Below are 25,755 nucleotides of genomic sequence, written 5' to 3'. Positions count from 1 at the left end.
TCCGTCAACGCCTTGGGTCACTGTAGCGCGTCAGGAAGTACGCGATGGTCTCTGTGCGGATCTTGATGGAGCCAGAAGGCCGGTTCTCGTCGATGTCCTTGAAGCAGAAGTAGGGGGTTCCGGAGCGCTCCACGATCTCTTCGACGGCGGTGTAGACCGGGGCGTCGTGGCCGCACTTGAAGCTGGAGAGCTCCACGGCGACCAGGCTGGGATGGCGGGCGACATACTTCGCAGCCCAGAGCTTGCGCGAGCTGTTCTCCGAATAACTGTTCTTCCAGACATCGGCGATCTCCAGCGGAGAAGCGATCTCGCCGGCGCGGACCTCGGCGCCGAACAGCCGCTCCAGGATGTCGGGGTCGGTGGGCAGGGCATCCTGCCAGAGGACGGGGTAGCCGTGACGTTGCAGCTCGTCGACGATCTCGTGGTGCACGCCGGGGTCGTTGTGATAGGGGCGAGCGAGCACCACCACGCCGATGCCGCCGTCGCGTTCCAACTGGTCCAGGGTCTCGCGCTGGCGCCGGCGCAGGTCGACGTACTGGTCCTCCATCGCCCCTAGCCCCTGGTCCACTGCGCGGCGAGACTCCTCTTCGGTGATGCCCAGTTCCTCGCCCCAGTCCCATACCATCTGCCGGGCGCACAGGGCCGGCTCGTCCAGATTGAGCAGGGTCTTCTTGAAGCGGATACCCCGTTCCCGGAACAGGTCGCCCTCCTTTACGAATGCGGCGTGGGTGGCCTCGGCGGTCGCGACGGCGGTGGGGCACGCGCTGGAGGCCTGTATCCCGTGCAGGTGGCTGGGAAAGCTCTGGACCATGGGGAAGAAAATGTGTGTGAGCGGCCGGTTGCGGCGGTGCTTGCGCACCAGCAGGTTGTGCACGTGGGCGATGCCCAACTTGCTGGGGTAGCAGGGGTCGATGGCGCCGCGCTTGGCTCCCTGCTTGTAGAGCTCGGCGTCCGTGTAGTCGGAGAAGACCAGATTGCGGAAAGGCACCCCCAGGCTGGTGAAGTAGCCGATGAAGAAGGGGGCGTGGGAGTAGAGATTGAGCACCCGCGGGATCCCGATGCGCACGACCTCGCGGCGCTCCATGGCCGCCCGGCGCGCCAGTTGCCGGCGCCGCAAGGGGTGGAGCAGTGACGGACACGGCAGCGGGTCGGCCACATCGTCCACCTTCACCTGGCGGAACATCTGGCGTGCAGCAATCTCCACGAAGTTGGGCGCGCGCTCCTTGGCGGCATCCATCGCCGCCTTGATGCGGCGCATGTGCTCCACGTCCTCCACCTCGCCCTTTTCGCAGGTGGCGACGATGAGCCGCTCCCGGCCGCGGCCCGTGACCACATCGATGAAGGTGCGCAGGCACTGGTTCTTGCAGAAGTTGCAGCGGGTGGATTCGTCCCGGCGGGCGGTGTAGTCGATCTCGCGGCTGCGTTCGAGCCCGATGAACTCGGTGCTGCGCCCCTCGCGCCATAGCCGCCGCGCCTCCAGGGCGGCACCGATGGCGCCGGACTCCCCGCAGTGGCGGTGGACGTGGATCTCGCACTCGGCACCCTGCTTGCGAAAGCGCTCCCGGAGGAAGTCCACCTGCGCCTTCACCGCCGCCAGGTTGCGCTGGGTGCCACCCTGCAACACGAACTTGCGCCCGAGCAAGGCGGGGTTGGGGATCTGCGCCACGTAGTGCCAGATGTTCTTGGGTAGCACGGCGGCCAGCCCGGCCATGATCTCGTTGGCCTGCCAGCCGCGGCGCTGGAAATCGACGATGTCCGACTGCATGAATACCGCGCAACCGTAGCCGAACTCCGGCATGGCGTCGGCGCTGAAGGCAATATCGGCGTACTCCTCCACGGGGAAGCCGAAGCCGCCGCCGGTGGCCTGCAGAAAGTAACCGTTGCCGGCGGAGCACTGGGTGTTGAGCTTGAAGTCGCGCACGCGGCCGTCCTTGAGGAAGATAAGCTTGATGTCCTGACCCCCCACATCCACCACTACATCCGTATCGGCGTAGTGGTGCAGGCACGCCTGGGTGTGGGCTACCGTCTCCACCAGCGCGGTGTCGGCCTTCAGCACGCCCTGCAGGATATCCTTGGCGTAGCCGGTGGTGCCGGTGCCAAGGATCTTCAGTGCCGCACCGGCGTCGGCCACCTGGCGGTGGAGGCGATCGATGATCTCCACCGTGTCGGCGATGGGGTTGCCCTGGGAGAGGCGGTACGCCTTCGCCAGCACCTGGCCGTCGGTGTCCATCAGCACGCCCTTGGTGGAGGTGGAGCCGCCGTCGATGCCAAGAAACGCCTCCACCATCTGGCCGGGCCGGAAGGTAGCCGGCTGCCAGGGTTCGGGCCGGAACTCGTGCAGGAAGGCGTCCAGCTCCTCGGTGCCGGCAGCCAGACCGCCGCGTCGACCGCCCTCGCCACGCGCTGCCCGGCGGCCGTGCTCGAGCTGCCAGCACAGCAGATCGGTACCGTGGTAGCGGCCGATGTCCGCGTCGTCCGCCACCTCCTGCCGGCCGAACAGGGTGGCGCCGAGGGCGGCAAAGTACTCGGCATTCTCCGGAGTGATGATGTAATCGTCGGGATCGCCCTCCGGGTCGGGCAGGGCGACGTTGCGCTCCTGCCACAGCGCCTTCAGGTTGTGCCGCCAGCACTCCTGCAGGCCAGTCAAGAAGGTGTTGGGACCGCCCAACAGCAATACCGAGGGACGCAGGGTGTGGCCGCGGGCAAGCACCGAGAGGTTCTGCTGGATGATGGATTCGTAGAGCGACGCCATCAGGTCGCCGGCCGGCACCCCCTGCTTCTGCAGGGAGTTGATGTCGGTCTCGGCGAACACCCCGCACTTCCCGGCCACCGGATGGAGGGTTTGGCCGCGGTAGGGCATCCCCGGCAGAACCTCCGGCGGGATGTCGAGCTTGGCGCGGATTTTGTCGATGACGGCGCCGGTGCCGCCGGCACACTTATCGTTCATTGAGGGGATCTTCTTCTTGCCGCGCTGGCCGAGATCCTTGTAGATGATGATCTTGGCGTCCTGTCCGCCCAGCTCCACCACGCTCTGCACCTCGGGGTACAGCGCCTCCACCGCCAGGGAGACGGCGTTGACCTCCTGCACGAACTTGGCACCGATCAGGTCCACCAGCGCGCCGGCACCGGAGCCGGTGGCGAAGAGCCGAAGGGCCGTGCGCGGCGTGTCGGGGAAGGCGGCCTCGATGGCCTGCAGAAAGTCGAGCACGGTCTCCGCCTGGCGGGTCTGGTGGCGCCGGTAGTCCTGCCACAGGGTGGCATCCCGCGCCGGGTCCACTACCAGCGCCTTCACCGTGGTGGAGCCCACATCGAGGCCGATCATCAGCCCCTCGGGGTACGCCTCCGTGGGCCGAAAGGGCTCGTTGGGCGGCACAGGGCGCTCGGCGCCGGGGCGAGCGATGAAGCGTACCGGCAAGGTGTCGCCCTCCGCCGGGCGCGAATCATGATCGCATGCTTCTGCGCCGCAACAGCTCATGCCGTCGTCGCCTCCCGGCGCGGAACCCCATCCCGATCCATCAGCGCCCCCACATGGAGCACGAAGTTCGCCGCGCGACCGATCACCCCAGGGTAACGGGGCACGCGCTGGATAGGATCACGCAGCGCCGGGCGCACCGCCACATAGGCGCGGATGGACTCCAGCGATCGGCCAGCGCGCGTTACGGCCTCCTCGAACTCGCGTTTGCATTGCGACTTCGCCTCTCCCAGCGACATCTGCACCCGGGAGTAGGCATTGATGCTGCCCTCGCCGGAGGTCTCCACCGGCAGGTAGTTGAGCTCCGGGTAACGGGCCATCACCGCCGCCTGGGCGCCATCGGACTGGGTGGAGGGCATGCAGCCGAAGGGCTTGAGCGACAGCGTCATGTGTGCGAGGGAGCGGCTGAAGTAGTAGATGTTCTTGGCCACCTCCAGGTAGCCCTCGCCGCCGCTGGCGCGGATGTTGTAGAAGGGGTGGCCCACCCGCTGCATCTCCAGCTGGTCTGCCAGGGGCTGCACGGTCCCGCCCAGCGCCTCACGCATGCGGTGGTACTCCCGCGCCAGCAGCCGCTCGCCGGCGCTCACCAACAGGCGGTCGCGGGCGCTGCGCATGCGGTGGCCCAGGCGCGCCAGGGGCCCTCCGTCCGCCAGACCGGCCCGGTCGCCCAATGCGACACGGCGCTGATGCAGCAGGTAATCGATCCAGGTGGCCACCGGCTCTACCAGGACCTCCGCCCCCTCCCGCTCCAGGAAATCGAACATCTGGAAGTTGCCGTCGCCCTCGGTGGTCTGCGCCCAGAATTCCCCGGTGACCTTCACCACCGGTTTCGGGCGGATGTAGTCCACCTCCACCTCGGAGGCGACGATCTCCCGGCAGCGGCGCAGCGGCGCCAGGTGGGCGTCGCCGCGCACGCGCTCGAGCAGCCTCTGGATGTCCCCCGCGCGATCGATCGGCAGCAGCGCACGCAGGGCGCGCGCCGGGAGGCCGGGGCGAACCCGGTGGTCCCGCTCCCGCAGCGCGTCCTCGCACACGGCCAGGCAGCGCTCCCGCGCCCGTGCCACGGCCTCCGATTCGATGGCGTAGGGGCGCAGGTGAAAGAACAGCGCATTTAGCAGGTCACCCATGAAGACAGCGTCGAGCAGCGTGGTGAAGAGCTGCAGATTGACCTCGAAGCCATCGCCGGCAGTGCGCTGCTCGCCGGCACCGGTCTGGTCGAAGATCAGAACCCGGAAGCCGTCGAAGCCGGCGTTGCGCAGGGCGAGCCGATACTCGGCCTCGTCCATGCCGAAGCGGCACGGCCCGCAGGTGCCCACGGTAACGAAGGCGTGGTCGGCGAGGATGCGCTCGGTGGGGAGCCCCTCCTCGTCGCGCAGGCGCACCAGCTCGTTGATCAGATTGCCCACGGTGAAATAAGTGGGGTTGCACTGGCCGTTGTTGCCGTACTCCTTGCCGGTCTGGAAGTCCATCTTTTCCGGCACCCGCAACGGCCGGGCCCGATAGCCGAGTCCGTTCAGGCCGGCGGCCATCAGCCGATCGTGAGCTGTCGTGAGACCGTTGAACAGCAGCGTCACCCGTTGGCGCTCATCACGGGTGAAGGCATTCTCCGTCGGCCGCTTGAAGTGCGCTGTAGTGCTCGTCATAGCCGAAGGCCCCGGGCGGGCAGCGCCGCCCCAACCGTTCGCTGCGCTTGATTTCGAATACTAGTCTAGATCGTTGACGACAACTTACACAGACTTGGCCGCGTTCGTGCCAGCATGTACGCTGGGCCCTGACGATGTTGCCTTGTTCGCAAATGATTGATTTTACACCGTGGGCACGTTTGTTTCTCAAGAGGTTCGACGGTCGGACGTGCGACACCAAGAAGCGCTCGCTCGGAGAGCGAAGGCTCCGCAGCCTTCCTCGACTGGCTCGTGCGGCAAGGGTCGCTATCGGGAGACGCGTCGCCGAGCGAACCAGGTTCGGGCGAAACAAGCACGGGCACCCGGCTCGGGCGAACTGTACGGCGAAGCGCGCGCCGGAATGCGTCACACGGTGCTGGTGCCACCCCCTGCTCTCACGGCAAGCCCGGCCTGCGAACAGCGGTTGACTGCCGACGGCCTCTTTTCCTGCGCTTCATTCATCGTCCGTCGTGGCGGGCCGTGCCAAGGCAGTTGGTTCGCGAGAGCGGAACGAACCATGGTCTGCCCCATTGGTTGGACAAAGCCCGGTCGCCGGGAGATACGCATAGCGGCTCCATTCGATGGCTCACCTCCGCGGCTTCCATTGATGCCGGCGATGAACGTGGCGTAACCCGAATCGCCGCCTTGTTCGCCGTCGAGCGAAGCTCCGAGCGCGAAGAGCCAGGCAAGCGAGTCGTCTTCGGTCGCCAGAAAGCCGTCGAGGCTGCTCGCGGTATAGTAGATCGTCTTCATCGCGGGGAATCTCAGACGCCGTGGTAAAACCGCACGGCGCCCGACCCAAAGTTTCGTGCTTCGGGAAACCGGTGGCACTCGCGGGCTTCCGGGATGCACCGAGCATTGGTTGCTGCACCCGAAACAGCGTCCTGATTATCAATCAAGTCGCCGCAAGTGGCGACATACAGCGAAATGGGAAGCCATTGATGGGCTTGGGTGTGGGATTCGTGGTGCTGGCGGCGTTCTTCTGGGGGTTGTCAGGCGGGATCGGCGGCATCCTGATGGCCGACGGCTGGGACGCGTTCGTGGTGTCGTTCTACCGGGGCGCAATCGGCCTCCTGTTCGTGCTTGCCTGGCTCGCCTGGCAGCCGCGCGGTAGCGGGCTGGCGAGTGGTCGGCTGTGGATCTGGTCGGCCGTGGCCGGTCTGGGGGTAGCGGGCAACTTCGCGTTCTATTTCGTGAGCATCGCGCACGGCAGCGTGGCGGTGGCGGCGACGCTGATGTACTGCGCCCCGGTGTTTGTCTACCTCGTATCCTTCGCCCTGAAGCTGGAAACCCCCACCGCGCTCAAGCTGGTGGCGATTGCGGTGGTGATGGTCGGCATTGTGCTGCTCACCCAGATCTACGATACCGACGCGGGCGGCGTCACTCTCATTGGCGCCGGGGCGGGCCTGCTGGCCGGACTGTCCTACGCGGTGTTCATCTTCGGCTTCAAGTACGCCGGTTCGCACGGCAGTCCGCAGGCGGTGCTTTCGATTGCCTTCGGGGTGCTCGTCATCCTGCTGATGTTGCCCGGGGATAACACACAGATGGTGGCCGCACTCAGCACACCGGACTGGCCGCTGTTCGCAGCGCTTGGCGTGTTCGGAGCGGGCTTGTCGTTCGCTTTCTACATCAACGGGCTCAGGCATACGGCGCCGGCCGTGGCCTCCATCGTGGCCATGATCGAACCCGTCACAGCAACGCTGTTCGGTGTCGCGCTGCTCCATGAAAGCCTGGCTTTCGTTCAAACGGTCGGGATGGCTCTCATCCTCGTCACGGTGACCGCGCTCAGTGTATCCTCGCGCGCCGCACCGCCCGCGCTTGTACGGGAGCGGGACTCCGAGTAAGCCCAGGATCCGCCTTTCGGGCGCCGTCACCGGGCCTTCGGGGAAGATACTGGCACCTGGTTCGCGTAGTCGGGTTGCTGATGGTACGAGTGTGGCAGGACGTGGCGATCCAAACGGCGTGAGTCCTCCCGACGCCAGATGGATGATTCGGTGGGCACACAGGGTGTGCGCACCTGCGGCTGTTCAATGCGCTACGCCCATGAGTGCCACGCTACGCTCGCGATGACCACCGAGACGGAGCGCTGTCGTGCTCGCTGCAGAGGTTCCGTGATAATCGGCCTCCCATCCCCGGCCTGGGGCAGGCGTTCACGCAGAAACGCGACGGCGGCGCGGTACGTAGGCGCGTTGGTAAATTGCTGATTTCACTGCACCGTGCTAGCATGCATCTCAAGAGGCACGACAGTTGATCCTCCTGACGTCTCTTGGACTTCTCGCTACACTCGACCTTGGGCTGTCGGGTGCGCTGAGTGCATGCGTCCGGAGCTTCGCCCGCAATGACAACCGCCGTGAAGCAGCGTTTAGCTCGCTGCGGAGCTTCCCTGACAATCAGGAAACAAGGGTATCAACGATGCAGAAATGGGTTTCCGTGCTGTGGCCTTCCTTCGTGATGTCGGCGGTGGCAACCACCATCGTTTTCCTGTTCCTGAGTCCCGCGCAGCTCGCGCAGAGCGGTGGACCCGCGCTGACGACGCTGGGCTATTACTCCGTCACCTTCCTGTTTCTCTGGGCGACCACTGCGGGGACCACGCTGATCTCGTATTTCTTCCAGCGCCCGCCCGAGAGCTTCAACCCGGACTGAACGGAACCAGAAACGGCTGCCCGCTGCACCCGCCGCTCCCCCGATGGCGTACCAACAAGGAAGCGAGGTGGCGGTAACGCCGCACTGTTACCCGACCAGGGGTGAGTTCCATCCCTTCTGCGCGGATGATGCGTCAACCGGTGCATGCAGACACCGTGGCCTCGCCTCCGAAGCCGAGGCGTCCGAGACACGCGGGATCCTGCGCCAGCTGCCGCGCAACGAGGTACCCCGCGATCGTCCAGGTCTGGTGCCGGCGCGCCTGCCGTCCGACCAGGCGACCACTGCGGCCATCGTAGTACTCAGCCCACTCGTCCCGGACGAGCCGGGATTCGGCGGACTCGAGCGCGGATTCGATCAGATCTGCGTCGCCGGTGCGGGCACAGGCCGCGGCCAACAGCCACAGCAGCACCGGCCAGTTGCCACCGTTGTGGTAGGACCAGGCGCGGTTTTTCGGATCCATGCCGGTCAGCGCCACCCAGTCGCTACCGTCCAGCGCCGGATATGCGAGTTTCAGCGGCACATCCCCCACGAGGTCGTCGCGCCGTGCACGCAGCAGTTGCATGAACGCCACGGACTGTGCGTCCGACGCCAGGCCGCTCGCGACGGCCAACAGATTCCCCTGCGCGAAATAGCGGTAGTCCATTCGCCCGGGCCCCAGGTTTCCCGCGAAGTAGCCACCGGTTTCCGGCAGCCAGTCCATCAGCCAGTGCGGAATGGTCTCGGGGTAGATGTTGAACTTGTTCACCGCGCGCTCGCCGTATTCCTCGACCCCGTAGCGGTAGATGCGATTGACCTGGTCGAGATCCAGCCAGTAATAGGTGCGGATGTGGTAGGCAAGATGACCTCGCCGCTTGCGCACCGCGTCGATGTAATGGGCGTTCTCCTCCACGTCGGCCAGCAGGGCCTCGGCCGCCGTCAGCGCCGAGTAAAACAGCGCCTGCACGTCGATCGGATAGCCGTAGACACCCATCCGGCGGTCGATCATGAACGATCCGTCCGGCACCAGCATGGTCGGAAACATGTCGAAACGGGCGGTCAGGCACAGGTCCAGCACCCCGCGGATCGCGCGCTGCACCTCGTCGCGCCGCGCCAGCGCCGCGTCGTCGGTGCTGTTCACGTAGGCGTGCAGGATCATCAGCCACCACAGGCCGGAATCGACCGGCGGTACCCGGGCAATGGCCTGTTCGCCGAAATCGGCCACCACCTGTTCCCCCTTCTCGCCCGCGACCACCTTGAAGCTGGCCGGCATCAGGCCTTCGCCCGGCTGGAAACAGTCGAACTGGCGCTCGGTCTGCTGCAGGCGGACCATTTGCAGCAGGAAGCTGGCGACGATCTCAGGCTTCCCCGCGAGCAGGTAGGCATAGGCGGAGACCGCGAAATCCCGGGTAAACACCTGGTCGTAGTTGACCTCCTGCACGATGGTGTCGCGCGCGGCGACGGTACCCACCGGCCCGCCGTCCAGGCGCACTACCGACGCGTCTAGCAGCTTCCACGCACTGTCCCTGACCGACTCGTTCATTGCTGCCCCCCTCTGATCGCGCTGATAACGACGCCGCCAAGACTACCAAACCCGGGAGCTCATGGAGCCTCATCCCGGTCACTGGATCACGATCAGCTTGCGTACCTGCATGTCCCGCAGCGTGTGGGGAATGCCGCCGACACCAAGGCCGGACTCGCGCAGCCCGGCGAAGGGCATCCAGTCGACGCGGAAGGCGGTGTGGTCATTGACCATCACCGCCGAGGCGTCCAGGCCATGGGCGGCCTGCATCGCGGTGGCCATGTCGCGGGTAAACACCGCCGCTTGGAACGCCCAGCGCAGCCCGTTGGCCCGGGCCGCCGCAGCGTCGAGATCATCGAACGGGTAGACGCAAACCACCGGGCCGAAGACCTCGTCGGTGCTGACCCTGGCATCCGGGGCCGGATCCTCGAGCACGGTGCAGGCATAGGTGCTGTTCGACCGCGCCTCGCCGCCCGCGAGCACCCGCGCACCACCGGCCTCGGCCTCGCGCACCCAGTCCTCGACCCGCTGTACATCGGCCTCGCGGATCAGCGGACCCACCTCCGTATCCGGAAGCGTCGGGTCGCCGATCCGCAGCCGGTCCGCCGCATCGGCCAGGCGCGCCGCGAACTCGCCGGCGATTGCGCGGTCGGCGAAGATGCGCTGCACCGACACGCAGACCTGGCCGGCGTGGTAGAACCCGCCTTTCGCGAGCCTGGGGATGGCGGCATCGAGATCCGCGTCGGCGACAACGATCACCGGCGCAGCACCGCCGTGCTCCAATGCACAGCGCGTACCCGGCGCCAGCATCGAGCGCAGCTTCCAGCCGACCTTCGCGCTGCCGATGAAGCTCAGGAAACCGACCCGTGGATCGGTCACCAGGCGCATCGCCACGTCGAGATCGCGGGTCATCAACGCCTGGCACCATTCTTCCGGCAACCCGGCCTCGCGCAGAATCCCCACGAAGCGGAAGCACGACAGGGGCGTATCCTCCGCGGGCTTCGCAATCACCGGGCATCCGGCGGCCACGGCCGGACCGACCTGGTGCGCGATCAGGTTCAGCGGGTGGTTGAATGCGCTCACGGCCACCACCACGCCGATGGGCTCGGGCATGGTAAAGGCGTGCCTGCCGGCGGAGGCTGTGTTGATATCCATCGGCACCACCTCGCCGCCGTCGGTGCGCAGGCACTCCACGCACAGGCGGATGCTGTCGATCGACCGGGCCACCTCGACCCGTGAATCGATCAGCGGCTTGCCTCCCTCTCGGGCCGCCTCCAGCGCCAGTGCTTCCGCGCGCTCGTGCAGGATCTGCGCGGTACGCTCCAGGATCTCGATCCGGCGATGCACCGGAAGCCAGCCGCGGCGGTCTCTGAACAGCCGGTACGCCGTGTCCAGCGCCTGCCCGACCCCAGCCTCGCCAACCGTCTCCACCTCGGCGATCGGCATCCGGTCGAACGGCGCGAACACCGTCAGACGGCCGGCGCGCTCGTGTTCGCCAGCAATCAGGGATTCGAAGAGCTCGGGCATGGGCACCTCCATCAGGCCTGCGTTACTGTAAAACAACCACACTTGTGGAGCGGGCAATGAATAGCACGGAAGAGCGCAGAGGCTGTGCAAGTGTTCCGGCCGCCTTTGCTCGGTGGAATCGAAGCACACTCCCGAGCGACAATTCGCGGCCCCCGTGGGTTGCGTTGCGCCAAGCGCCGACTGTCTTGGCGGTCCAGATAGGGTGTTTGTTCGCACAAGCCGATTCTTGCGGAATACTTGCACAGCCTCGCAGCGTCATCCGCCGTTCGGCGTTTGCACTGCCGCGGCGCCGGCTGGTGGATAACGGCCTTCGGCCTCTTCCGCCCTACGCGTTTTTCATGGTCGGTAGGCCGCTCGCGCCATGACCGTTGGGAGCGATACAGGAACCTCAGATCGCGCGGCTCCGGGCCTTGATCTCCTGGTTCAGAATGCGGTCGTTGTCGCTGTAATCGACCGGCACATCGATCACGTGCAGCCCGGGCGCCGCGAGGCAGAAAGCGATGAGTGGCCGCAGCGCATCCGCGGACTCGACTCGATGGCCGTACGCTCCGTACGCCTCTGCGTAGCGCACGAAATCGGGGTTCCCGTAGGTCAGGCCGTAATCGTCGAAGCCCATCGCGGCCTGCTTCCAGCGGATCATTCCGTAGGCGTCGTCGCGCAGCACCAGCACCACCAGGTTCAGCCCCAGGCGCACCGCGGTCTCGAGTTCCTGCGAGTTCATCATGAAGCCGCCGTCGCCGCAGACGGCGATCACAGGATGGTCCGGATACACCATCTTCGCGGCCATTGCCGAAGGCAGCCCCGCGCCCATCGACGCGAGCGCGTTATCCAGCAGCACCGTGTTCGGCTGCCGTGCGCGGTAGTTGCGGGCGAACCAGATCTTGTAGATCCCGTTGTCCAGCGCGACGATCCCGTCGTCGGGCAGCGCCGCGCGGACGTCGGCCACCAGCCGCTGCGGATAGACGGGGAAACGCGCATCGTCCATGCCCTCGCGCGTGTGAACGTCGAGGTGCCGCCGCACTTCCATGAACCGCGAGAAATCCCAGTGCGGCTGCGGCCTGACGGCTTCGGTCAGGCGCTCGACACTGCGCGCGATGTCGCCGATCACACCCTGATGCGGGTGATACACCGCGTCGATCGCGGCCGTCACGTAGTTCACGTGGATCACCCGCGCCGTCCCGGCCCGGGCGGCCTCCTCGACGTGTGGCGGGGCATTTTCCGGGCGGCCCATGATGAACGGGGGCTTTTCCACCACATCGTGACCGACGTTGATGATTAGGTCGGCGGCCTCGACCGCGCGGTGCAGGAAATCGTCGCCGGAGAGCGCGGCATTGCCCAGAAACAGCGGGTGGCGCTCATCGACCACGCCCTTGCCCATCTGCGTGCTGAAGAACGGGATGCCGGTGGCTTCGACAAACGCCGGGAGCGCGCGGCAGGTCTGGCGCCGGTTCGCACCGGCGCCGATCAGCAGCAGCGGCTGCCGTGCCGCTTCGATCATTTCCACCGCCGCCGCGATCGAGCCGTCGCTGGCCCAGGGGGCCTCGAAGCGGCTGCGTGGGATCACCGGCGCGTCCGTCTCCTCGCGGGCGATATCCTCCGGCAGTTCCAGGTGAACCGCCCCGGGCCGCTCGTCCTCGGCCCGGCGGAAAGCCTCACGCACCCGAGCGGGAATGTTGGCACCGCTGCTGATCTGGCGGGTGTACTTGCTGATCGGGTGCATCATGTCGACTACATCGAGGATCTGAAACTCGCCCTGCTTGCTCACCTTGATCGGCTTCTGGCCAGTGATCATCAGCACCGGCATCCCCCCGAGCTGCGCGTAGGCGGCGGCAGTCACGAGGTTGGTGGCCCCGGGTCCGAGCGTGGCCAGGCAGACTCCGGTCCTCCCGGTCAGCCGCCCGTAGGTGGCCGCCATGAAGCCGGCCGCCTGCTCGTGCCGGGTCAGAACCAGCCGTATCGACGAGGCCCGCAGCGATTCGAGCAGGTCCAGGTTCTCCTCCCCGGGAATCCCGAAAACGTACTCGACACCCTCGGATTCCAGGGCCTTCACGAACAGATCCGATGCCTTCATAAGTGGCTTACCCTGTCGTATTGCCGCATCGTGCACGGGAGGTGCGGATCCCCGCGGGGATCCTCGCTCCGGGTCAGGCAATGGCGCGGCATGAAACGTTCCGGGTCGGCTTCTTCCAGATGCACGGCGAACGCCTCCGGCGCCTTCGCCGGGTCGCGCAGCACCCCGGCCGTCAGGTACGGGTAGATCCGGTCGTAGCGCCGGATTTCCGACTGCGTCACGCGCCGGTAGATATGGGTGCGGTTGAGCTCCGAGGTATGAAACAGGCCCGCGGACGCGATCAACTCCGCGGTGGCGTGCACCGTCTTGGCCTGGAACTGCGCCACGCGCTGTGCCTTGTCGGCGACGACCAGGCCCCGGTACAGCCGCGGATCCTGCGTCGCGACACCGGACGGACAGCGGTTGGTGTTGCAGATGAGTGAGTGCACGCAGCCGAGGGCGAACATCATGCCGCGCGCGCTGCTGCACAGGTCGGCCCCGACCGCGAGATTTTTTACCAGGTGAAAGCCGGTCAGGATCTTGCCGGACGCGATCACCCGGATCGAGGAGCGCAGGTCGAAACCGGTCAGGCAATCGTCGACGAAGGCCAGTGCCTCGCGCAGCGGCATGCCCACCGAGTTCGCGTACTCGAGCGGTGCGGCCCCGGTACCGCCCTCCCCGCCGTCGACGGTGATGAAATCGGGCACGATTCCCGACGCGACCATGGCCTTGCAGATCGCGACGAACTCGCTCTTGCGCCCGACCGCCAGTTTGAACCCGACGGGCTTGCCACCGGAAAGCTCGCGCAGCCGGGCGACGAATTCGAGGAGCCCGAGCAGCGAGTCGAACACGCTGTGCGCGGGCGGCGATTCCACCACGGTGCCGGGTTCCACGCCCCGGATCGCGGCGATCTCCGGGGTGTTCTTCTCCGCCGGCAGGATGCCGCCATGCCCCGGCTTGGCACCCTGCGAGAGCTTGATCTCGATCATGCGCACCGCGGGCCACGCCGCCTTTTCCTCGAACAGCTCGCCGGAGAAGCGGCCGCGCGCGTCCCGGCAGCCGAAATAGCCGGTGCCGATCTGCCACACCAGATCGCCGCCGTGCTCCAGAAGGCAAGGTGCGAGCCCGCCCTCGCCGGTGTTCTGCGCAAATCCACCGAGGGCCGCGCCGTGGTTCAGGGCCAGGATGGCGTTCGGACTCAGCGCGCCGAAGCTCAGCGCCGAGATGTTGAAAATGCTGGCCCGATACGGCTGGCGGCAGTCCGGCCCGCCGACGTCGACCCGCAGGTCCAGCACGTCGGAGGCGCGAATCGCCGCTACCGAGTGGCCGATCCATTCGTAGCCGTGACGATAGACATCCACCCGGGTGCCGAACGGCACCGTCTCCAGTTCCCCCTTGGCCCGCTGATAGACAATGCTGCGGAACATGCGGTTGATCGGAACACCGTCGGTGTCGGACTCGACAAAGTACTGGCGCATGAACGGGCGCAGCGTCTCCATCAGCCAGCGGGCGCGCCCCAGTAACGGGAAGTTGCGCCGGATCGAGTGGCGCGTCTGGAGCACGTCGTACGTTCCCAGTGCCAGCAACGGCACGATCAGGACCGCGGCCCAGGCCACCGGCGGCCAGAACCACCACCCCACCGCAAGAAGCAGCAGCGAGGTTCCGGCAAACACCAGGAATCCGATGTACACACCGACCCTCCAGTCCGTCGATTCTGCGCCGCGTTCCCATCGATGCCACGGAACGCTCGGGTCGCCCAGTGGGCCCTGCGCCCGGAGGACCCGTAATCGGCAAGCACCGGGACCCGACAGTGTCGTGCCCGAAAGCGCCTTATGAACCATGCAGGATAGGGACCCCGATCCCGCCGGAACATACGGGTTACCACGAGGTGTGCGCGACCGGGCGGGTCCGCGAGATCTCCCGCACACGCCAGTGACCATTGATCCGTCGGTTGCGGCGCAACGCTGATCGTCCGTTCTACCGACCGGCCCAATCCCGGGCAGTGGGTTCGTTCACGTTCACACCTTCGATTGCAGTACGATCACCGAGCGTTCGGTCCCGTACAGCTGCCGCGGCCGGGGTTCGTAACATTACGTACCCAACGGGACCGCGGTTGCGGCTATTCTGCGCAGACGAGGCCCACGACACCGCGTGTTCTGGAAGACACCGCTTCACGGGGCACTTCGATATGGCGGCGCGCATCGCCAACGGGCGCGCAGCGTGCGCAATCCTGGATTGGAGATCCGATGCCCATGCCCGATGTCTCGTTCGCACTGCTAACCGGCACGCTGGTGGCGCTGGCGGTTGCCAGCTTCATGCTCGCACCGCGCGCGCGCACCGCCGAGGGCTTCTTTTTCGGGACCAGTCCTGCAGGCGTGGCACCCGGCGTCTGGACGCTGACCTTTTCCCAGGTCACGACCTGGATCTTCGCCCGTTCGCTGCTGAACGCGGCGATCCTCGGGTATTTCTTCGGCATTGCCGGGGCCCTCGCCTATACGGCCTACTACCTCTCGTTCCTGACCGGAGCCTGGATCGTCGACCGGCTGCGTTTCGAGCGCGGTGCCCGGAACATCCAGGGTTTCCTGCACCAGCGCTTCGGCCGCATCGGCACCGGCAGCTTCAACTTGCTGGTCGGCGTACGGCTGGTTTCCGAGGTCTTCGCGAACCTGCTCGTTGTCGGGATCGTGTTCGGGGCCACCGGCAGCCTCGCGTATACCGTGGCGATCCTGGCCGTCGCGGGCGTAACGCTGGGCTACTCGATGCTGGGCGGGCTGCACGCTTCGCTGCGTACCGACGTGCTGCAGTTCGGGATCCTGACGGCGCTGCTGATCGTGTTGTTTGCCATGATGCTGCTGGTTCCCGAGTTCGCCCCGGGTGCCATCCTGGCGAGCAGTCCGGAACTGGTCAGCCCGGGCTGGATCCTGCTGTTGGTCGCGCTGATCCAGGTTCCGAGCTACCCGCTGCACGATCCGGTGATGATGGACCGGGGCTTCCTCGCGGACCGCGCCACCACCCGCCGCAGCTTCGTTCACGCGTTCTGGATCTCCGCGCTGCTGATCCTCGCCTTCGGCCTGCTTGGGGTATTCACCGGCCTGCACCGCTCCGGCACCGAGGAGTTCCTCGACACGCTGACCCGCCTCCTGGGCCAGCCCGCGGCACTGCTACTCGGCATCGCGCTGGTGGTTTCCGCCGCGTCCACGATGGACTCGACCTTCGCCAGCACGGCGAAGCTCACGGTGATCGACATGAACCTGGGCCGGCGTTCCAGCACCCACGGCCGCGTCGCGATGGCCCTGTTCGCCGCGGCGGGCCTGCTGATGGTGTTCTTCGGCACCCAGGATCTGTTCGCAGCGGTCGCGGTCAGCGGCACGGCCGCGCTGTTCCTGACCCCGGTGATCGTCTGGAGCATCGCGTTCGATCGCGAGGTGGCTCCGGCGGCACTCGTGGCCGCGGTCGCGGCCTCCTTGACCGGGGCCGTGCTGTATTTCCTGGAGAGTTCCGGACACGTCGCCTGGATCGAAGCGCTGACTGGGATCGGCCACGATTACAGCAAGCTGCTGCTGCTCAACCTGGTGGCGCTGACCGTCGGCTTGACGGCGTTCGCGTTGGGCGATCGGGGACCGGCCCGGAGGCCCGTGTGAACCCGGTGCCGGGACCCCTCGCGCTGCGCGCCCGGTCCTGCACCACCGGCTACCGTACCCGGGCCCGCGACCTCGCCCGGCTGGAGCCGCAACGCGCGGAAGTCGCCTACATCATCGGCGGGCTCTACGGAAACCTCGAGGCGCTGGATGCGATCGAGGAACTCGCCGCACGCGAGACCGCGGCGGGCGGACCGGCACCCCTGCTGTGCTTCAACGGCGACTTCCACTGGTTCGATGCCTCGCCCGAGTGGTTTGCCGAGATACAACGCCGGGTGCTCGTCCACCGCCCCTGCCTCGGCAACGTCGAGATGGAGCTTGCCGACCCGCAGCCCGGGGCCGGCTGCGGTTGCAACTATCCGCGCTCGGTCCCGGAGGACACCGTGAGCCGCTCCGATGCGATCATGGCCCGGCTGCAGCGACTGGTGCACGATCACTCGCTCGATGTATCCGTGCTGCGTCCTCTTCCGCGGCAGTTGCGCGTCGAAGTCGGGCCGCTGCGAGTCGGCGTGGTGCACGGCGACCCGGACAACATCGCTGGCTGGGGGCTCGAGCTCGCGGCGATGCCACCCCCGGGAAGTCTTTCGGCGACTCTGGAGACCTGGTTCGACGAGGCCGACGTCGATGTGCTGGCCAGCAGCCACACCTGCCGATGCTTTGCCCAGGCTTTCCCGGGATCGCGCGCGGTGTTCAACAACGGTGCGGCGGGAATGCCCAATTTCACTGGCGACCACCGGATCGTGATCACCCGCATTGCGCGCCGCCCACCCACGCTGCCCGCAGGCTCGGAGGTACTCTATGCCCGCGATTTCGGCAGCATCACCGTGTCGGCGCTGGCACTTCCATGGGATCGCGAAACCTTCCTTCGGCGCTTCGACCGGGTGTGGCCCGCAGGGTCTCCCGCCGCCCAGTCGTATCGGCAGCGCATCCGCCGGGGGCCTCCGCACATTCGAGAAGAAGCTAAACGGCTGGCGCCGTCCGCAGACCAAAGAATCCTGGCCAAGGCTGCGGCGATTTCACGCCGATGAACGCAGGGCATGTCCCCGTCACCATGGTTCCAGACCAGCCACGCCACGCCACGCCACGCAAGGGAGAACACCATGTTCCAGCGAATGATCGCGCTGGCGTTCGCCACCCTCGGGCTGAGCGGGTCCGTTCAGGCGCAGCCCGCCGTGGATGGGCTGATCGTGCTGCCCAGCCCGCATGCCGCGGGCCAGGCCTTCGGCAGGGCGTGCCCTGTGTCAGGGCGCGACCCGGCTCGACATCGGGTCACCTGATCCCTCGACCCGACCGCCCACCCCTAGCAGCCAACGGATGGCACTGCGCTCTCATCCTCCCTCCAAGCCGCCCCAATCGGGATCAGCCGCTTCGTTCACGTGAACCTGGGTAGCAGATGATACGAGCCGTTGCCCCGTTGGCGCGGATTCCGGGCTGCGGTTTTCACGTACGCATTCGTGCGTAGTGCCTTGTGGCGGCTGAACTGCTTTAGTCGTGTTCAGCTCACCGCGAAATCTACCCGCCAGCCGGAACGGGGCACCCGGACCCAACCCGGGAGGAACGGACGTCCTGAACCCCGGGCACGCAGACGTGGGAAGACCGCCCAACCCTGGATGTAAGGAGGCAACAATGTTGAATCGACCCGTTTCGCGTCGTTCGGTTCTGCGCGGCGTCGTCGGCCTCGGCGGCATGGCCCTGATCGGGTGTTCCGGTCCTATGGTGACCGGCAACGGTCCGGCACCGCGTTTTCCGGTGCTTGCGGGACAGCGCCATGCGCCGCTGGCGCTGGATGTCTATGCGGGCGACCTCCGGGAAGCCGGGGTGGCTCGCGACGCAATCCCGCGAATCGAAAACCCCGAGTTCATCAGCGCCAGCACGGGCAGCGCGTGGCTCGACGATGACGACATCGTCTTCGGTTTCGTCCACGCCGGCGATGCCCGGGCGTACCCGCAGCGGATCATGGTCTGGCACGAGGTCGTGAACGACACGGTCGCGGGATTGCCGGTCGCGATCACCTACTGCCCGATGGTGGCGGATATCCTGTGCATCGAACGAGGTACCGAGGTATTCGCAGTGTCGGGCAAGTTGGTGAACAGCAACCTCACGATCTACGACAACCAAACCCTGTCGTACTTTCCCCAGATGTTCGGAATCGCGGTCAAAGGCGAGCACCATGGTCGCGCACTGGTCGAGCGTCCGGTCGTCTGGACCACCTGGGGGCAATGGCGTGCACTGCATCCGGAGACGCGGGTCATGGCCCAGCCGACCCAGTGGGGACGCGACTACAACCGAGACCCCTACGGCAGCTACAACCCGGTCTCCGGCTACTACGCCGAGCACGAACCGCCGATGTTCACGCCGATCAACAGCGATGACCGCGCACCGCCCAAGGCGATCTTCGTCGGCGCCCGGATGTCCGACCGCGCGGTGGCGTTCAGCCTGGACCGGCTGCGGACCGAAGGACGACTCGAAGTCAACGCGCACGGCGAAGACTTCACCGCGCTCTACGACTCCGCCCTCGATACCGGCTATATCTATCGTGGACGCATGTCACGGACGCCGGCATTGTCGGGCGGGTTCCCGGACCGGATTGCCAGCGGTGCAATCGACGGAACCGAGCCGGTGAACGGCTTTCAGGCCAACTGGTTCGCCTGGGCTGGGTACTATCCGGACGTGGTGGCGGTGCTCTGAAAGACTCACACCCGCGACGGGGGATCCGGTGCTCGCCACGGGCACCGGATCCATCACAGGCTGTCGATCGCGGCGAACTGCCAGGGCATGAGCAGCCCCAGCCATGAAAGAAGCGTAGGTACTCCGTGATCGGTCAAGCCGCGCAGGTTGTGCCGACGCAGAAGGCACAACGACCGACGCAACCACAGCCCCAGACCCCGAACCACCGCCAACGCCCACGACGTTGTGCCGGTGGCACAACCTACGGGACATTGGCAGATACACAAGGCTGGAAGAAGCCGAAGGCCGACATCCGCCATTCGGCGCCTGGGTGGCGGCGGGTGGCGGCGGGTGCCGGAGCGTCGCGGGCACCGGGTGCCGCCGATATGGGCCTGGCTACCGATCCGCTGTCCCACCTCCCGAATACCCCGCCGCGCGACGAGTACGCCCGCTGGGATCGAACTCCGACCTCGGGCGCGCGCCTCGCCATCCATCATCATCCAGCCGACCGGAAATCCGCTCGGAATAAGAAAACACATATATGTTTCATAGGGTTCGGTTTTCCCCTAGCAAATCTTACGGAGGGTCATTCCGGTCTGCAGATGGTTCAATTGTATTCAAGTTCATCGTAGATGGACGGAAGCACAGCTGACCGGATGCAACAGATCCGGCCAGCCCGCAAGACCCACAGCCGACTCGATGGAGATGACCATGAAACACCTCAAGATCGTTGCACTCGCCGCACTGTTGATGCCTGCGATGGCCGCAGCGCAGTGGTCCACACACGGGGCCAACGGCCTGCCGATTCCGGGTGCCACCGACCACCCGGGACTCGCAGGGATCGTGACTTCGGGTGGCAAGCCGGTTCAGGCCTACTACCAGAAGAACCAGCCCGTACCCGGGGCTGACGATCATCCCGGAATGACCGGGACGGTCCCCAGCGCCGGGAAGCCGGACCAGCCGTACTACACGAAGGACCAACCGATCCCGGGTGCGGGCGATCACGCTCCGCTCGGCAGGACGCGCATGTGAGCCGTGCGTGTGCCCCGGCCGCCCCGACCCACCGGGCGGCCGGTGGCTACCGGCCACGACAGGAGCCCCCAAGTACGGTCGACAGGCCGCTCACGTGCGGCTGATGGTCAGTGCGGCAACTTCCGGTCCTCCAACGTTCGTGGTACCCGCCCCCCGAAGCGGGCGGCTTGCACGGGCACCCGCGTTCGCAACCCGCTGCCCTTGCCTACGTGTTCTTGCGTAGGGTCTTCTGTGGTCGGGTATGGCCTACTGTCACCAAGCTCATCATGAAACGTACAGGCCGTACAGGCCAAGTAGTAGCGACAATCGGTCAAGGCCACGATGAGCGGCCGTTTCGGCGACATCCAGCCATCGACACGGCGAAAGAGTCGAGAGAGTACGAAAGCAGCATGGCAACCGCTTGTTCGCCGCACCTAGCCGAGAGGGCCTGACCATCCCCATGACAGACCGGGGAGAAACCACCATACAAGACGACCATAACGCACGGCTCAAGGAGATCCCGATGAAACATCTGAAGACATTCGCACTTGGCGCACTGCTGTTTCCCGCGATGGCCTTCGCCCAGACGGCCAGTGCGGATACGTACTACCAGCCCGGGCAGCCTGTCCCCGGAGCGGACGACCACCCGGCACATAGCGGATCCATGCCCAGCCGCGGCAAGCCCGACGAGCCGTACTACCGGAAGGATCAGCCGATTCCCGGCGCCGATGACCACCCGGGGATGACCGGGGAACAGGAGGCTGGCGAACCCACGGGCGATTACTACGACCGCGGTCAGCCGATCCCCGGTGCGGGCGATCACCCGTCATTCGACCGGTAGGCGCACCATTTACCCCGCCGATGAACACCTGCAGGCCAGCGGCCCCTGAACCACGGGCCTGACACCCTGCCGATTCGGGATCCCATCGAGTATCCAGGGTCTCGCAATCGGCTGGCCTGCGGGGCGACCACTCGCCCCACCGCACGGGATAGACCTCGCAGACCCGGTGCGCGGGCCCGGATCCGCTGTCTTCGGCTGGCAGCACACTTCCCGCCGGCTTGCGGAATATCCGCGCGAATCAGGATATCGAATGCCGCCAGTGCGATCGAAGCGGGCACTCCGGAAACCGAACGAAGGAACCGCGCCTCCCGTTCCTATTGCCGCCGCCCCCTAAAAAAAAAAAGGGTGCCCCGAAGGGCACCCCAGCGCTGCAGCAGCAATGGCCGCTTAGAAGCTGTGACGCAGGCCGATACCCAGCTGGGTTTCTTCTTCGGCACCACCGAAGGTGCTGCTCACCTCGTCGTCATACCAGACGTTAGCGAACACCTCGGTGCGGTTGCTGAAGTGGTAGCTGGCGCCAACGGCGAAGTTCGTCAGGTCATCGACAGGCCCGTTGTCGAAATCGCGGTACTGCACCGCGGCACGCAGCGACACCTGCGGGGTCACCTTGAAGGTCACCGGCAGGGTCACGACATCGGCGATGTCGTCGATATCCTGGTACAGCAGGCCAACGGTACCGGCGCCGAAGTCGTAGCTGCCACCGATCTGCCAGTTGGTGTTGCCCGGAACGATCTGCTTGCCGCCGCCCTGGAAGAGACCGAGGCTGTTCGCATCTTCCACTGCGGCAGACACAAAGATCGGACCCTGCTTGTAGATCGCGTTCAGCGCGTAGTAGGACTTGGCCTTAACGCCCATGGGCTCGACCGTGGCGGAAACGGTCAGGCCGTTGAAGCTCGGCGTGGTGTAGTGCACGCCCTCGGCACGCCCCCAGCTGAACGGACGGTTGTTCAGGTCGGCCAGCGTATCGGTGAAGGCCCGGAACGGCAGGGACGCCAGCTTCATGGCGCTGTCGCTACGGCCAAGCAGCACGCGGCCGAAGTCACCCTGCAGGCCCACCCAGGCCTCTTCGTTCATGGAATAGTTCTGGTTCGCGAACGAGGTGTTCTTTCCACCGAAATTACCCTGGAGGCGGAAGATACCCTGCATGCCGCCACCGAGATCCTCGGCACCCCGCACGCCAAGACGCGTGCCTTCGGTCGAGTGGACCAGGTTGCGATCGTTTCCATCCTCGATGGCACCGACTTCGTACTTGACCTGGCCGAACAGGGTGGTGTCGGCGGTGGCGATGGCCGGAGCAGCCACGAAGGCGGCGACGGCAACAGCGAGAAGTTTCTTGTTCATGACGTTGTCTCCCAGGACAGTTGAAAACAGGTTTGAAACACGGTTAGCGGGTATCGCTCAATGCCATTCCGTGAATGACAGGTGTTTTATATACGCTACGGTGTCGCATTTCAACCCTTTTCTGATAAAAAAGTGACACCGAGGGGGTGTTTGTCTCTCATGCGCAACACTTTGACCCCGAAATCGACCGTTTCGGGCCGGACAACCGTGGTCGACCCGATCGCGGCCAGCGGCATCGCGCCAGCGCAGCAACGCACCGGTAGCGCCCCTAACGAACCGCCGCGGTGCACTCACCCCGGGCCGTGGCCCGCAAGCGGGGGAGCGAGCAAGCCCCTTACCCTCCCGCGGGGAAAAGGCCGAGGGGCACGCATACGGCCCACCCCGCTCACGGTCGCCGCGCAAACTCCAGGGCGCGGGCGGCCACCCCCGATGATGAAAGGCAATCGACCAGAGTGCTTCGGCGGTGCGTTGGCGCTTGGGGTGGCCGCTACGCTGGAATCCACCGTGTGCGAACGAGCCTCGCTCGCGAAACGGCGTTGGGGTGGCCGCCAGCGCCAGGGGCGCGCCTGCGGCGCGTTCGCGTGCAAGGCACGCTCCCACGAGGGGCCCGGGCATGGTCGCGACCTTCAGGTTAAAGGTACGTCATCACCGCCCAGGCGAGCGCCTGCAGCACCAGCCAGGCGTAGATCGCCGCGACGACGTCGTCCATTACGATCCCGACGCCGCTGTGCCAGTGCCGGTCGAAGTAGCGCGCCGGGAACGGCTTCACGATGTCGAAGAACCGGAACAGCAGGAACCCGACCAGCACCCAGACGAGCCCGGCAGGGGCGAACGCCAGCGTGATCAGCATGCCGGCCCATTCGTCCCAGACGATGCCGGGGTGATCGTGTACTCCCAACCGCCGGGCACTCTCCCCGCAGATCCAGAACCCGGACACCGTGACCAGTGCCACCACACCCAGATAGGCCCAGTCCGGAAGCCCGATGATGGCAAAATACAACACCAGCGCCGCCGCCGACCCGAACGTGCCGGGCGCCCAGCGCGCGAGCCCGCTCCCGAAGCCGAACGCGAGCAAGTGTACCGGATCCCGGAACACCAGGGATGCGGGCGGATGGGGCGGTCGGGGCATCGGCAGCTCCGGCAGTTGGCGTGCCGGGCTTTATACCCTACCCCAATGCAGGCGTTAAGCCCGCCGCGGCCGAACACCGGGCCAGAAAACGCCTGCCCGCGCCGAAGCCGAGCATAACGTGAAAGAATCCGCGTCGCGCCCCGGGTGGCCCGTAGGGCGGAATAGCGCAGAGACCGTGAAAGAATGGGCACCGATGCTAGGGAGCAGGCGTGAAACGCACTGGGACGAACGGAGCCGCGCGTGGACGGTGCGAGCCGCTAACGGTCCCGGCCATGGGCCACGGGTCATCGCGACCCCAGAACGGCTGGCAGAGGCGCTCGAGGAGCCCGTACCAAGCCGCAAGAAAGCCGCGCGCAACGCCCCGCGCCTGGCAGTAGGCGATGAAGGCCGCAACCCCAGGATGCTGAGCACGCGGCGGAAGTTGTAACTGTGCACGATCATCGCCATCTCACCGCGCACCTTGTCAAACCCCCGTACCAGGAAGTGGTCCCACCCCAGCCAGCGCTTCAGGGTTCCGAACGGGTGTTCGCAGAGCGCCGCGCGCTGGCGCATCACCTGCGGCGCCGCCGCCATCCGTTCCCGATGCCGCTCCACCGCCTCGGCGTGCTCGGAGCGGAGAATCTCCCGACGCTTGCCGGCCGGCGGCAGGCACTGCGCCTTCAGAGGACAGGACTGGCAGACCGACGCGCGGCTGCGATAGCGCCGGTAGTTCACGCCGTTACGGGTATCCGGCTGGCCGTACGGATGCAGGGCTTCCCCACCCGGACAGCGGTACCGGTCCTGCTCGGCGTCGTAGACAAACTCCCGGGCGCTCAGACGGCCGGCCCGCTCGGCCGCACCGGTCTTCTCCGGAACCGGCACATACGGCACGATGCCCCGCGACGCGCAGGCCGCGATGTCGGACTCGGTGAAATAACCGGCATCCGCCAACACCTCGAGCGGCTGTGCGGCTTCCGTGGTCTGCCCATCGAGCAGCATCTGCCGGGCCTGTTCCGCCATCGGCACCAGTTGGCCCAGGTCGTTTCCGGCGTTGGTGACCTCGTGGGTCAGGATCAGGTGGTGCTGGTCATCGACCACGCTCTGCACGTTGTAGCCGGTCACTTTCTGCCCGTTCTTGCTCAGGCGCCGGGCGTCCGGATCGGTCCGCGAGATCTGGGTCTCGCCGGTCCGGGCCAACTCCTCGAGTTGCTCTCGCCGGCGCTGCGCGCGCGCCTGCAGATCCGCAAGCTGCTGCGCGCTGACCGTTGTCGCTTCGGCCGCCGCTGCGTCGGCGTCCCTCGCTCCAGCGCTGCCAAGTAGCCGTCGATGTCCTGTTCCAGTGCGGCCAGCTCCGCTTCCAACTGCTTCTTGGTCTTGACGCTGGCGGCACTCGCATTGCCGTGGAAGAAGCTCCCGTCCACCCCCACCCGGGTCCCGCTGATCAGCCCCAGCTCCCGGCACAGCAGCACAAACTCCCGGTTCGCCGCCTTCAGTGCCGCGGCGTTGTTCTTACGAAATCAGCGATCGTGTGATAGTTTGGGCGCAGCCCGTTCAGCAACCACATCACCTCGAGGTTGCGGCGGCACTCGGCCTCCAGACGCCGGCTGGAATGCACCCGCTCCTGATAGCCATAGAGATACAACTTCAGCAGATCGCCGGGCGCGTACGCCGGCTGCCCCACCGTGAGCGCACCCCCGGCATGCCGAAAGCCCAACCGCTCCAGGTCCAGCATCTCCACGTAGGCCGCGATCGCCCGCACCGGATGGTTCGCCGCCACGTAGTCGTCCACGCACGCCGGCAGCAGCAGCGGCTGCTCTCCCGACGGCCCTTCCTTGTACCGCCGCGACCGGGGCAACGGCGGGCGCGGCTCCGGACCGGCCGCCGCCGGGGGTCCACCGTCCTCCGGGGACGGCCACAGGGTCAACGCTTCCGGTGGTGCAGACTCAGGCTCGCTCAGCATCGGCTTTCCTCAATCGCCCCATGCACGTGGGGGGGGGCATCACAGCGTGCGCCAATTCTACCAAGCCCCCACCCCCGAACCCGAGACTCGGGGCGAATACTTTCACAGTCTCGCAGCGTCATCCGCCACTCGGCGTTCGCACCTCCCCGGCGCCTGCGGCAACCCCGACGCCGGCCGGCGGATGACGGCCTTCGGCCTTTTCCGCCCTACGCCTCTTTCATCCTCAGGGATGGCCACCCGCGCCATGAGAGTCAGTGCCGGACGACAGCCGCTGCGCGTGCGCATCCCGCCTGGGCCGAACGGCGCATCGGTCTCCCCGGCGACCGGGACGGACTGCA

19 protein-coding genes and 1 pseudogene are annotated in these 25,755 nt (G+C 66.4%); 9 read left to right on the top strand and 11 right to left on the bottom strand.

The genetic code is table 11. The annotated features are described in order from the left end of the window. Positions 1-4 precede the first annotated feature (4 nt). The 3 genes from TVNIR_RS04700 to TVNIR_RS20155 all read right to left on the bottom strand — a co-directional run bounded on the left by TVNIR_RS04700 (position 5) and on the right by TVNIR_RS20155 (position 5,886). Positions 5-3,322, bottom strand: a complete 3,318-nt coding sequence (locus tag TVNIR_RS04700) for a BadF/BadG/BcrA/BcrD ATPase family protein (RefSeq protein WP_043740211.1) — start codon at positions 3,320-3,322, stop codon at positions 5-7. 149 nt (positions 3,323-3,471) lie between these two features. Further along, complete coding sequence (locus TVNIR_RS04695; protein ID WP_083499350.1) at positions 3,472-5,115, bottom strand: activator of (R)-2-hydroxyglutaryl-CoA dehydratase; 1,644 nt, start codon at positions 5,113-5,115, stop codon at positions 3,472-3,474. Between the two features lie 384 nt (positions 5,116-5,499). Beyond that, positions 5,500-5,886 carry a hypothetical protein gene (locus TVNIR_RS20155; protein WP_015257836.1) on the bottom strand — a complete coding sequence of 129 codons (387 nt, stop codon included), beginning with the start codon at positions 5,884-5,886 and terminating at the stop codon, positions 5,500-5,502. A gap of 188 nt (positions 5,887-6,074) precedes the next feature. On the opposite strand from TVNIR_RS20155, the gene TVNIR_RS04685 reads away from it, so the two are divergent. Further along, positions 6,075-6,977: a DMT family transporter gene (locus tag TVNIR_RS04685; RefSeq protein ID WP_015257835.1), complete on the top strand. Its 903-nt coding sequence runs from the start codon at positions 6,075-6,077 to the stop codon at positions 6,975-6,977. A gap of 568 nt (positions 6,978-7,545) precedes the next feature. After that, on the top strand, positions 7,546-7,776 hold the full coding sequence (locus TVNIR_RS04680) for a hypothetical protein (protein WP_015257834.1): 231 nt from the start codon (positions 7,546-7,548) through the stop codon (positions 7,774-7,776). Positions 7,777-7,909: 133 nt separating this feature from the next. On the opposite strand, the gene TVNIR_RS04675 is transcribed toward TVNIR_RS04680, so the two are convergent. From TVNIR_RS04675 to TVNIR_RS04660, 4 genes are all read right to left on the bottom strand, one after another. Further along, positions 7,910-9,295, bottom strand: a complete 1,386-nt coding sequence (locus TVNIR_RS04675) for a glycoside hydrolase 100 family protein (RefSeq protein ID WP_043739311.1) — start codon at positions 9,293-9,295, stop codon at positions 7,910-7,912. 78 nt (positions 9,296-9,373) lie between these two features. Continuing rightward, positions 9,374-10,801 (bottom strand): aldehyde dehydrogenase family protein, encoded by a 1,428-nt coding sequence (locus TVNIR_RS04670; RefSeq protein WP_015257832.1) that lies wholly within the window; start codon positions 10,799-10,801, stop codon positions 9,374-9,376. A gap of 388 nt (positions 10,802-11,189) precedes the next feature. After that, complete coding sequence (locus tag TVNIR_RS04665; RefSeq protein ID WP_015257831.1) at positions 11,190-12,872, bottom strand: acetolactate synthase large subunit; 1,683 nt, start codon at positions 12,870-12,872, stop codon at positions 11,190-11,192. Continuing rightward, a complete protein-coding gene (locus TVNIR_RS04660) occupies positions 12,869-14,542 on the bottom strand; it encodes an FMN-binding glutamate synthase family protein (protein WP_015257830.1) in 1,674 nt (557 codons plus the stop codon). The genes TVNIR_RS04665 and TVNIR_RS04660 overlap by 4 nt, the downstream gene beginning before the upstream one ends. A gap of 555 nt (positions 14,543-15,097) precedes the next feature. Between TVNIR_RS04660 and TVNIR_RS04655 the strand changes: the two genes are divergently transcribed. The 6 genes from TVNIR_RS04655 to TVNIR_RS04635 all read left to right on the top strand — a co-directional run bounded on the left by TVNIR_RS04655 (position 15,098) and on the right by TVNIR_RS04635 (position 21,008). Beyond that, positions 15,098-16,492 (top strand): SLC5/6 family protein, encoded by a 1,395-nt coding sequence (locus TVNIR_RS04655; RefSeq protein WP_237251749.1) that lies wholly within the window; start codon positions 15,098-15,100, stop codon positions 16,490-16,492. Beyond that, positions 16,489-17,517 carry a metallophosphoesterase family protein gene (locus tag TVNIR_RS04650; protein WP_015257828.1) on the top strand — a complete coding sequence of 343 codons (1,029 nt, stop codon included), beginning with the start codon at positions 16,489-16,491 and terminating at the stop codon, positions 17,515-17,517. Before TVNIR_RS04655 ends, TVNIR_RS04650 begins: the two co-directional genes overlap by 4 nt. 72 nt (positions 17,518-17,589) lie before the next feature. Continuing rightward, positions 17,590-17,766 carry a hypothetical protein gene (locus TVNIR_RS19635; protein WP_015257827.1) on the top strand — a complete coding sequence of 59 codons (177 nt, stop codon included), beginning with the start codon at positions 17,590-17,592 and terminating at the stop codon, positions 17,764-17,766. A gap of 349 nt (positions 17,767-18,115) precedes the next feature. Further along, on the top strand, positions 18,116-19,177 hold the full coding sequence (locus TVNIR_RS04645; protein WP_015257826.1) for a DUF3179 domain-containing protein: 1,062 nt from the start codon (positions 18,116-18,118) through the stop codon (positions 19,175-19,177). Positions 19,178-19,867: 690 nt separating this feature from the next. Next, the gene (locus TVNIR_RS04640; protein WP_015257824.1) at positions 19,868-20,188 is read left to right on the top strand and encodes a hypothetical protein; all 321 of its coding nucleotides are present in this window, start codon (positions 19,868-19,870) and stop codon (positions 20,186-20,188) included. 502 nt (positions 20,189-20,690) lie between these two features. Then, positions 20,691-21,008 carry a hypothetical protein gene (locus TVNIR_RS04635; protein WP_015257823.1) on the top strand — a complete coding sequence of 106 codons (318 nt, stop codon included), beginning with the start codon at positions 20,691-20,693 and terminating at the stop codon, positions 21,006-21,008. Between the two features lie 387 nt (positions 21,009-21,395). On the opposite strand, the gene TVNIR_RS04630 is transcribed toward TVNIR_RS04635, so the two are convergent. From TVNIR_RS04630 to TVNIR_RS20460, 4 genes are all read right to left on the bottom strand, one after another. Beyond that, entirely contained in the window at positions 21,396-22,349 is a 954-nt protein-coding gene (locus tag TVNIR_RS04630) for a porin (RefSeq protein ID WP_015257822.1), read from the bottom strand. Positions 22,350-22,980: 631 nt separating this feature from the next. Then, a complete protein-coding gene (locus tag TVNIR_RS04625) occupies positions 22,981-23,478 on the bottom strand; it encodes a phosphatidylglycerophosphatase A family protein (protein ID WP_015257821.1) in 498 nt (165 codons plus the stop codon). Positions 23,479-23,532: 54 nt separating this feature from the next. Next, positions 23,533-24,654 carry a transposase gene (locus TVNIR_RS20465; protein WP_052316611.1) on the bottom strand — a complete coding sequence of 374 codons (1,122 nt, stop codon included), beginning with the start codon at positions 24,652-24,654 and terminating at the stop codon, positions 23,533-23,535. 292 nt (positions 24,655-24,946) lie between these two features. Then, positions 24,947-25,417 carry a transposase gene (locus TVNIR_RS20460; protein WP_015257819.1) on the bottom strand — a complete coding sequence of 157 codons (471 nt, stop codon included), beginning with the start codon at positions 25,415-25,417 and terminating at the stop codon, positions 24,947-24,949. Positions 25,418-25,471: 54 nt separating this feature from the next. Here TVNIR_RS20460 and TVNIR_RS20455 point away from each other — a divergent pair. Further along, positions 25,472-25,669 (top strand): annotated as a pseudogene (locus TVNIR_RS20455) (hypothetical protein); the annotation flags it as partial. Positions 25,670-25,755: the final 86 nt, after the last annotated feature.

The sequence above is a fragment of the Thioalkalivibrio nitratireducens DSM 14787 genome (assembly GCF_000321415.2).
Taxonomy (GTDB): Bacteria; Pseudomonadota; Gammaproteobacteria; order Ectothiorhodospirales; family Ectothiorhodospiraceae; genus Thioalkalivibrio; species Thioalkalivibrio nitratireducens.
This window is presented reverse-complemented; position numbering and strand designations above follow the sequence as displayed.

What these genes read in the sequence shown, in the direction of transcription:
- TVNIR_RS04700 (WP_043740211.1), bottom strand. Translation starts at nt 3,322, where the DNA reads ATGATCGGCCTCGATGTGGGCTCCACCACGGTGAAGGCGCTGGTAGTG.
- TVNIR_RS04695 (WP_083499350.1), bottom strand. Translation starts at nt 5,115, where the DNA reads ATGACGAGCACTACAGCGCACTTCAAGCGGCCGACGGAGAATGCCTTC.
- TVNIR_RS20155 (WP_015257836.1), bottom strand. Translation starts at nt 5,886, where the DNA reads ATGAAGACGATCTACTATACCGCGAGCAGCCTCGACGGCTTTCTGGCG.
- TVNIR_RS04685 (WP_015257835.1), top strand. Translation starts at nt 6,075, where the DNA reads ATGGGCTTGGGTGTGGGATTCGTGGTGCTGGCGGCGTTCTTCTGGGGG.
- TVNIR_RS04680 (WP_015257834.1), top strand. Translation starts at nt 7,546, where the DNA reads ATGCAGAAATGGGTTTCCGTGCTGTGGCCTTCCTTCGTGATGTCGGCG.
- TVNIR_RS04675 (WP_043739311.1), bottom strand. Translation starts at nt 9,295, where the DNA reads ATGAACGAGTCGGTCAGGGACAGTGCGTGGAAGCTGCTAGACGCGTCG.
- TVNIR_RS04670 (WP_015257832.1), bottom strand. Translation starts at nt 10,801, where the DNA reads ATGCCCGAGCTCTTCGAATCCCTGATTGCTGGCGAACACGAGCGCGCC.
- TVNIR_RS04665 (WP_015257831.1), bottom strand. Translation starts at nt 12,872, where the DNA reads ATGAAGGCATCGGATCTGTTCGTGAAGGCCCTGGAATCCGAGGGTGTC.
- TVNIR_RS04655 (WP_237251749.1), top strand. Translation starts at nt 15,098, where the DNA reads ATGCCCATGCCCGATGTCTCGTTCGCACTGCTAACCGGCACGCTGGTG.
- TVNIR_RS19635 (WP_015257827.1), top strand. Translation starts at nt 17,590, where the DNA reads ATGTTCCAGCGAATGATCGCGCTGGCGTTCGCCACCCTCGGGCTGAGC.
- TVNIR_RS04645 (WP_015257826.1), top strand. Translation starts at nt 18,116, where the DNA reads ATGTTGAATCGACCCGTTTCGCGTCGTTCGGTTCTGCGCGGCGTCGTC.
- TVNIR_RS04640 (WP_015257824.1), top strand. Translation starts at nt 19,868, where the DNA reads ATGAAACACCTCAAGATCGTTGCACTCGCCGCACTGTTGATGCCTGCG.
- TVNIR_RS04635 (WP_015257823.1), top strand. Translation starts at nt 20,691, where the DNA reads ATGAAACATCTGAAGACATTCGCACTTGGCGCACTGCTGTTTCCCGCG.
- TVNIR_RS04630 (WP_015257822.1), bottom strand. Translation starts at nt 22,349, where the DNA reads ATGAACAAGAAACTTCTCGCTGTTGCCGTCGCCGCCTTCGTGGCTGCT.
- TVNIR_RS04625 (WP_015257821.1), bottom strand. Translation starts at nt 23,478, where the DNA reads ATGCCCCGACCGCCCCATCCGCCCGCATCCCTGGTGTTCCGGGATCCG.
- TVNIR_RS20460 (WP_015257819.1), bottom strand. Translation starts at nt 25,417, where the DNA reads ATGCTGAGCGAGCCTGAGTCTGCACCACCGGAAGCGTTGACCCTGTGG.